Origin of the sequence: Poseidonibacter sp. (assembly GCF_041821165.1) — a bacterium.
Taxonomy (GTDB): Bacteria; Campylobacterota; Campylobacteria; order Campylobacterales; family Arcobacteraceae; genus Poseidonibacter.
On record NZ_JBGUES010000096.1, the window covers coordinates 1 to 8,550 of the forward strand.

Annotated in this window: 7 protein-coding genes; all 7 read right to left on the reverse strand. The window is 27.8% G+C overall.

Annotated features, from left to right (window positions below; all coding sequences use genetic code 11):
• Positions 1 to 92: 92 nt before the first annotated feature.
• The 7 genes from ACERKK_RS08425 to mltG all read right to left on the reverse strand — a co-directional run bounded on the left by ACERKK_RS08425 (position 93) and on the right by mltG (position 8,338).
• Positions 93 to 1,487 carry an ATP-binding protein gene (locus ACERKK_RS08425; protein WP_373772640.1) on the reverse strand — a complete coding sequence of 465 codons (1,395 nt, stop codon included), beginning with the start codon at positions 1,485 to 1,487 and terminating at the stop codon, positions 93 to 95.
• Entirely contained in the window at positions 1,477 to 2,151 is a 675-nt protein-coding gene (locus ACERKK_RS08430; protein WP_373772641.1) for a response regulator transcription factor, read from the reverse strand. Before ACERKK_RS08430 ends, ACERKK_RS08425 begins: the two co-directional genes overlap by 11 nt.
• Positions 2,152 to 2,166: 15 nt before the next feature.
• Positions 2,167 to 3,501, reverse strand: a complete 1,335-nt coding sequence (gene nhaA, locus ACERKK_RS08435; RefSeq protein WP_373772642.1) for a Na+/H+ antiporter NhaA — start codon at positions 3,499 to 3,501, stop codon at positions 2,167 to 2,169.
• Between the two features lie 100 nt (positions 3,502 to 3,601).
• Complete coding sequence (locus ACERKK_RS08440) at positions 3,602 to 3,880, reverse strand: heavy-metal-associated domain-containing protein (protein WP_373772643.1); 279 nt, start codon at positions 3,878 to 3,880, stop codon at positions 3,602 to 3,604.
• A gap of 11 nt (positions 3,881 to 3,891) precedes the next feature.
• Complete coding sequence (gene mdh / locus ACERKK_RS08445) at positions 3,892 to 4,833, reverse strand: malate dehydrogenase (protein ID WP_373772644.1); 942 nt, start codon at positions 4,831 to 4,833, stop codon at positions 3,892 to 3,894.
• Positions 4,834 to 4,903: 70 nt separating this feature from the next.
• Positions 4,904 to 7,096 carry an NADP-dependent isocitrate dehydrogenase gene (locus ACERKK_RS08450; protein ID WP_373772645.1) on the reverse strand — a complete coding sequence of 731 codons (2,193 nt, stop codon included), beginning with the start codon at positions 7,094 to 7,096 and terminating at the stop codon, positions 4,904 to 4,906.
• Between the two features lie 120 nt (positions 7,097 to 7,216).
• Entirely contained in the window at positions 7,217 to 8,338 is a 1,122-nt protein-coding gene (gene mltG, locus ACERKK_RS08455; protein ID WP_373772646.1) for an endolytic transglycosylase MltG, read from the reverse strand.
• Between the last annotated feature and the right edge of the window lie 212 nt (positions 8,339 to 8,550).

Consider the following 8,550-nt stretch of genomic DNA (forward strand, 5'->3'; position numbering starts at 1 on the left):
GGAAATAACATGGAGTTTTTAAGAAATCTGATAATAGTAAATATTCTTACATTTGGAGGGATTGGTATTTTATCTAGTTTAGCTGGCTAAGGCTAGCTGTTATTTTTAGCTTTAAATAATATATAAAATATATTATAAAAGTCTTTATGTTTATATTTTAAATTAAATCCATGAAGGCTTAAAATTTTATTTACAATATTTAAACCTAAACCATGACCTTGCTCTTGGTTTGGTTCTCTTGTAAAAGGTTGAATATAATATATCAAGTCATTTGACAGTCTCTTTGCAATATTTTTAATATAAATTGCATCATCGTAACTTTCTATTACAATAGGAAACTCTTTAGCATATTTTATTGCATTATCAATTAGGTTTTTAAGTGCCATAGTTAGATAATAAAAATCTCCTTCAATATTAAAATCATCTTTTATATTTACAATTACTTGTGATTCATCTTCAATTGATAGCTTAGATAAAGATTCTAGTATTAAACTACTTGATTTAAAGTTTGTTGTTTTTAAGACTGCAAAGTTTAATTTTTCTCTTTGTAATAGTTTACTTGTAAGTTTTTCAATATCATGAAAAATTGTATTTATATCTTTATATATTTTATTATCATCTGCGTTTTCAATCTTTGCAAGCATAAATTTACCCTTTGTAATTGGGGTTTTTAATTCATGACTTATATTTCTTAATAACTCTTCTCTTGAATCTATAATATCAGATTGCATTTGTAAATAAGAGTTTAGATTTTTAGTTATTAAACTAAGCTCATTATTTTCTCCAATATCTACTTTAATAGTTTTTTCACCATTTTTAAATAGTTGTAAAACCCCTTGATTAAGTCTATAAAGCTTATCTTTTATCTCATTTATAATTTTTGAGGAAATTACAAAACTAAAAAGAAATAAGACAATAAATAAGATAACTAATTCAAGTTTTATAGTATCTAAAAAAGCATCTCTTTTATTTTGAGTTTGATTTAGTTTATCTTGTAGGTATTTTATTTCTAGTTCAAGTAGTTTTTGTGTATTAATATTTATTTGTTCAAACTCTTTATCAAAAATAGCAAATTCACTGTTTTTACTAAGTACTAAATTGTGTAAATCTTCTTTTATAAGCTTTTGCATAATCTCAAAATATGTAAAAATCAAAACTAAATTCTTTTTTTCTTCTTTTGATTGAGAGTTATTTATGATTTTAATTTTTAAAGTATTTAAATTTTCAAATAGTTCATCTGTTTTTTTGATTCTTTTATTTACAATTTCTATTTTTTCAAAATCAGTAATAATATCAAGTACTATCCATGAATAAGAGTTATTAAACTCTTTTAACTTTTCTACTCTTATTAATTGATCATACCTATGTTTTTGTTGGGAATTTATACTATTTAAATTATAAATTGTATAAAAAAACACTCCAATAATAAAAGTAACAATCAATAAGATTAAACTAAATGATATAAATAATCGTTTTCTAATTGTCATAAAAAAACTTATATCCAATACCCCAAATAGATTTTATATATTTAGGTTCTTTAGAGTTATCATCAATCTTAAATCTTATATTGCTTATATGCATATCAATAGTTCTATTTTTTGTATCATTATTAAGTGAAGTTTTTTTTACTATATCTTCCCTTGAGATAATTTTATTTAGATTATTTATAAATAGTAAGAATATCTCTTTTTCAATTTTAGTAAACTCTATTTCAATGCCAGATAAGAAAACTCTTGAACTATTAGTATCAATACTTAATTCAAGTATTTTAAGTGAATCTGCTTTATTATATCTCTTTAAAGTAGCTTCAATTCTAAGAACTAATTCTCTAGGTTCATAAGGTTTTGATAGATAATCATCAGTTCCAAGTTCAAATCCATAGATTTTGTTTCCTATGTCATCTCTTGCTGTTGATATAATAATAGGGATATTTTTTATTTCTTTTAATTTTTTAAATAAATCAAAGCCATCCATATTTGGAAGGCCAAGATCTAGTATTGCAATAGTAAAGTCATCTGGATTTTCTTTAAATGACTCTAATGCATCCACTGGATTTGAAAAAGCACTACATGAATAACTATAATCTTCTAAATACTCACTTATTAAGTTTTGTAAAACTAAGTCATCTTCAACTAGTAGTACTTTTTTCATTTTTTACCTCTTATTTTATGTTGTCTTCTTTGCAATGTATTTTAACCAAAAAAATCCAAATAATCCAGCAAATAAAGAAGCACAAAGTATTCCAACTTTTGCTTGTAAAATAAGTTCAGGTGAATTAATAAATGCTAAATCAGCTACAAAAATTGACATTGTAAAACCAATACCACCTAAAAAAGATACTCCAAATATTTGACTCATAGTACTATCTTTTGGCAATTGTGCAATATTTAATTTAATTGCTAGCCATGATAAACCAAATATTCCAATAACTTTTCCAAATATAAGTCCTGCAATAATTCCAAGGGATACTGGTTCTAAAATTGTAGAGCCAATTGAGCTAAAATCAATAGCAATTCCAGCATTTGCTAAAGCAAAAAGAGGAATAATAATAAGTGCAACAGGTAAATGAAGATTATGTTCAAGTCTTGATGCCGGTGTTCCAACTTGATCTATTCTATCTTTAATATTTATAAGTAAAGCTTTTTGATTTTCATGCATTATATAATTCTCTTCAACTGGATACTTTTCATACTCTTTTATTAGATTCATAGTATCTTTTGAAAAAGATTCTGGCGTTCTTTTAGGTTTTGATGGAATTGTAAGTGCTGCTAAAACTCCTGCAATTGTTGCATGAACTCCTGATTCAAGCATAAAAAACCACATAAATAAACCAATAATAAAATAAGGTAAAATAGCATGAATTCCGAATCTATTTAAGCTTATCATTACAAATAACATAGCTGCTGCTAAACCAAGAGGTATCATATTTATTGTTTCTGTATAAAAAAGTGCTATTACTAAAACTGCACCTAAATCATCAACAATTGCAAGTGCTACTAAAAAAGTTACAAGTGCAGTTGGTACTCTTTTACCTAAAAGTACAAGTGCTGTAATTGCAAAAGCAATATCAGTAGCCATAGGTATTCCCCAACCATTTGCTCCTACTTCATTAGCATTAAAATATAAATAAATCATTGCAGGAAATACCATTCCCCCAATGGCTGCAATAATAGGCAAAATAGCAACTTTTAAATTTGATAGTTCACCTGCTGTTATCTCTCTTTTTATTTCAAGTCCAATAATAAAGAAAAATACTGCCATAAGCCCATCATTAATCCAATGGTGTAAAGAATGAGATAATGCCCAAGAACCAATATTCAGATCAATATTCATATGAAAAAAGTGTAAATAACTCTCTGCAAATGGGGAATTTGCTAAAGTAAGAGCTAATATTGTCATAAAAACCAGAATAAGTCCAGTTGTAGTTTGTGCGTGTATAAAGTGTTCAAAGGGTGTAGCAATTCTTCTGAATGCTTTTTCCCATGGTGCGTATAATTTCATAGTCCTCCTATAATTAATTCGTTTTAGTTAAACTAGCAGTATTATAATTTCTTTTTGCAAAGTTAAAAAGTAAATATTTCTTGACAATTTCTTGACAATTTTAACTGTTAATTTTTCCAATAGCACAAGATACAAAACTTTTAGCTGTTGTAGTTGCTTTTTGGAATCCACTTAGTTCATCACTAACTAAAGGATATCCTAAACTTCTTAATTTTAATTTTAAATCTTCTTTTTTATCTTCTTTGATATCTAAAGTTATTTGTCTTGGTGTAACATCTAAATCAACACTTACATCACCAAAATCTTTTTTTAATGATGTAATTAAAGTATTAGCACAACCACCACATTTTACGTTATGTACTTCAAAAGTTTCTTTCATAATAAAGCCTTTTAGAATAATTTTTTTTCTAAGGTATCAACTAGTTCTTGAACAGAATTAATTGATTTATTGAATTGTTCTTTTTGATTATCTTCTAAGTTTAATTCAATAACTTTTTCAACTCCATTTTTCCCAAGCATAATAGGAACACCAGCTACAATATTATCATAACCATATTCACCTTCAAGCATTATAGCACAAGGATAAACTTCTTTTTTATCTTCTAGGATTGCTTCAACCATTAAAGATGTTGAATAAGCAGGTGCATAATAAGCTGAACCTGTTTCAAGTAACTTAACTATTTGTGCGCCACCATTTTTAGTCTTATTTACGATATCTTCAATATCATCATTTGATAATACTTCTGTAAGTGCAAGACCATTAACTGTTGAAAAGTTTGGCAAAGGAACCATATCATCTCCATGTCCGCCCATAACAGAAGCTTTAATTTGTCCTTGACCATAAGCTAGTTTTTCAAAGATAAAATGAGCCATTCTTGAACTATCTAATATTCCAGCCATTCCAATTATTTTATTTCTTGGCCACTTTGATGCTTTAAGTGCAGTATAAACCATTGCATCTAATGGATTTGAAACTATTATAATTATAGCATTTTGATTATATTTAATTGTATCATTTATTACAGATGTCATGATTTTTGCATTTATTAAAAGCAAATCATCTCTACTCATTCCAGGTTTTCTTGCAACTCCTGCTGTAATTACAACAACATCACAATCACTAAATTCATCTGCATTTATTGCAGCTGTTACATTTGTTAAAGAGTTTGCAGCATGTGCTGATTGAGAAATATCTAAAGCCATTGCTTTTACAATATTTTCTCTTACATCTTTTAAAACAATTTCAGAACAAATATTTTTTGATGCTAAGTTAAATGCTAATGTTGAACCAACATTTCCAACACCAATTATTCCAACTTTTTTATTATTCAAATTTTTCCTTTTATATAAAAAAAAAGGTAGACAAAAAATTGCCTACCTTTTTATACATCTTTTTTAAAGACTATCCAATAATAGCATTTAAAGTTGCAGATGGTCTCATCGCAGCAGAAACTAATTCATCATTTGGTAAATAGTATCCACCCATATCAACAGCTTTTCCATGAGAAGCTACTAATTCAGAAACAATTTTTTCTTCATTTTGTGCTAATTTCTCAGCAATTGGAGTAAATTCAGCTTTTAATTCAGCATCATCATTTTGTGCAGCTAATTCTTGAGCCCAGTACATTGTTAAGTAGAAGTGAGAACCTCTATTATCAATTGAACCTAATTTTCTAGCTGGAGATTTGTCATTTAAAAGGAAAGTTCCAGTTGCTTTATCTAAAGTATCAGCTAAAACTTGTGCTTTTTTATTTCCTTGTGTATTTGCTAAGTGCTCAAAAGATGCAGCTAAAGCCATGAATTCACCTAATGAATCCCATCTTAAGTAATCTTCTTGTGCAAATTGTTGAACGTGTTTAGGAGCAGATCCTCCAGCACCAGTTTCAAATAATCCACCACCTTGCATTAATGGTACGATTGATAACATTTTTGCAGATGTTCCTAATTCTAAAATTGGGAATAAGTCAGTATTGTAATCTCTTAATACGTTTCCAGTTACAGAAATAGTATCTAATCCTGCTCTCATTCTTTCTAATGATTTTTTAGTAGCATCAACAGGTGCCATAATTGAAATATCTAAACCAGTAGTATCATGCTCTGGTAAGTATTTATTTACTTTTTTAATCATTTCAGCATCGTGTGCTCTATTTTCATCTAACCAGAAAATTGCAGGAGTATTAGATAATCTAGCTCTTGTAACTGCTAATTTAATCCAATCTTGAATTGGTGCATCTTTTGCTTGACACATTCTGAAGATATCACCTTCTTGCGTATCAAAAGAGAATACAGTATTTCCAGCTTTATCAGTTACAACGATTTTACCTTCACAACAAGCTTGGAAAGTTTTATCATGTGAACCATACTCTTCAGCTTTTTGAGCCATTAAACCAACATTTGGAACAGTTCCAATAGTTGTAACATCTAATTTCCCATTTTCTTTACAATCTTCAATTACAGCTTGGAATGATTGTGCATAACATCTATCAGGAATTACAGCAACAGTATCTTCTTCTTTATCATCAGCATTCCACATTTTACCACCACCTTTAAGCATAGCAGGCATAGATGCATCAATAATAACATCAGATGGTACATGTAAGTTAGTAATTCCTTTAGCAGAATTTACCATTGCAAGTCTTGGTTGTTTTTCGTAAACAGCAGCAATATCAGCTTCAATTTCAGCTTTTTTATCAGCATCAACTTGATCTAATTTAGAGTATAAATCACCTAAACCATTGTTGAAGTTAACACCTAAAGAGTCAAATAATTCACCATGTTTAGCAATTAAGTCTTTAAAGTATACTTTTACAGCAAATCCAAACATAATTGGATCAGAAACTTTCATCATTGTAGCTTTTAAGTGTAATGATAATAATACATCTTGTTCTTTAGCTCTGTTAATTGCAGTTTGGTAGAATTCTTGTAATGATTTTGCACTCATACAAGTAGCATCTATAATTTCACCAGCTAATACAGGAGTTGAAGCTTTTAATACTTTTTCTTCTCCATCTTTGCTAATAAAAGAAATTTTTAAATCATCTTCATTTTCGAAAGTTTTTGATAATTCTGCACCATAAAAGTCATCTGCATCCATATGCATAACTTCAGTTTTAGAATCAGATTTCCATTCACCCATTCTATGAGGGTTGTTTTTTGCGTAATTTTTAACAGCACCTGGAGCTCTTCTATCTGAGTTTCCTTCTCTTAATACAGGATTTACAGCAGATCCTAATATTTTAGAGTATCTTGCAGTGATTTCTTCACTTGCATCATAGTTTGGTACATCATAACCTTTTGATTGTAATTCAGCAATTGCTGCTTTTAATTGAGGAATTGAAGCAGAAACGTTTGGTAACTTAATAATATTAACTGATGGATCTTGAGTTAATGCACCTAGTTCTGCTAAATGATCAGCGATTTTTTGATCTTCTTTTAAGTTCTCAGGGAAGTTAGCGATAATTCTTCCTGCTAATGAGATATCTTTTGTAACCATTTCGATACCTGAGCTTTTAGTAAAAGCTTTAATCATTGGTAAGAAAGAATAAGTTGCTAATGCTGGAGCTTCATCAACTTTTGTGTAAATAATCTTTGACATGTAATTTCCTAAATTTAAATTTTATATTGCCCCTATCATAGCGACATTTAAATTCAGCAACATTGAAAGCTACTCTTAAATTTGTGTCAAAAAAGTGTTTGTTTCAATTTTTCACAATTATTATTTAACATTTCCCCAAAGTTCTTTGATTGATGTTGGTTTTTGGGAACTTATGTCTGATTGCATTATTGTTTTTGCTTCTTTATCAATCTCATCTTCATTATTTTTTATTTTTGTGTACTCTTTTTTTACGCCTCTATTTGAATTAATATTATTAATATGTTTTGCATAAGAGTTTGAAAATTTATGAAGTCCTGTTCTATTATCTTTTACAAAATATAAATAATTACTTTTAACAGGAAATATTGCTGCTTTTATAGCGTTTAAACTTACTGCACAAACTGGATCTTTTGGAATCCCCACATTTTTATATGTGTTATATGAAGAGTCATCTTCTCTAATTCTTTGTGCTGTAACTTTTACATGAGAATATTTACCATAGTTTAATGTCCCATCCATTTGTAATCTCATACCTTTTTTAATTCTATTATGTACTACACTTGAAACTATTGGCATTTCATCTATACTTGCAGCTTCTTTTTGTATAACTGATGCCAAACTTAAATAGTTATACCATTTTCTTTTATCATAATATCCGAATATTTTTTCAGATAAAGCTTGATATCTTTTATTACTTTGAGAAAATAAATAAAGAATCATATGCTCTTCTTTCATACCATAAGGTAATGAGTAGGTATCTGCTAAAATATTTCCATCTATTTTATATGCGTGTTTATCATAAACCTCAAATAGTTTCTCTTCTGATAAGTTAAATCTTTGTGCTAATTGTTTTAAGAATATATATGATGTTTCACCAGGTATTAGAGTAATTGATTTTAATGCTGCTTTTGAAGTTGTAAGTTTATATAAAAAATCCATTTTTGATAATTTATTTTCATTTATATCAATCCAACCACTTTGAATATAACCCAAGTTTTTTAATATAACCTTATCAACTATATTCATTTCAAATCCAGTTTTATTCAAATATGATATAATATTATTTGTACTACCTTTAGGAATATACAATACTTTTGTAGATGTAAGAGGTATAGTTACATAAAAAAGTATTACTATAATTGCTATAAGGAATAACTCTATAATGTTAAAAATAACTAAAGCTTTACTTGTCTTCTTCTTTTTGATAATAATTTCATCAGTTTCATTGTTGTATATGGGCATAAAAATTAACTCTTTTTCTTTTAAAAATATTTTGATTTCGCAATTCTATATTAAATTGGATAAGAAACTTATTGTGAGTATAGAAAATATCGAATATAAAAGTAAAAAATCAGAAGTAAAAAACTCATTTGAAGATTTAAAAAGAAATATTACATTATTGCCAAAAGTTGTAAGCTTATTCCAAAAAATAGATATTGAAAGACTTAAAATAG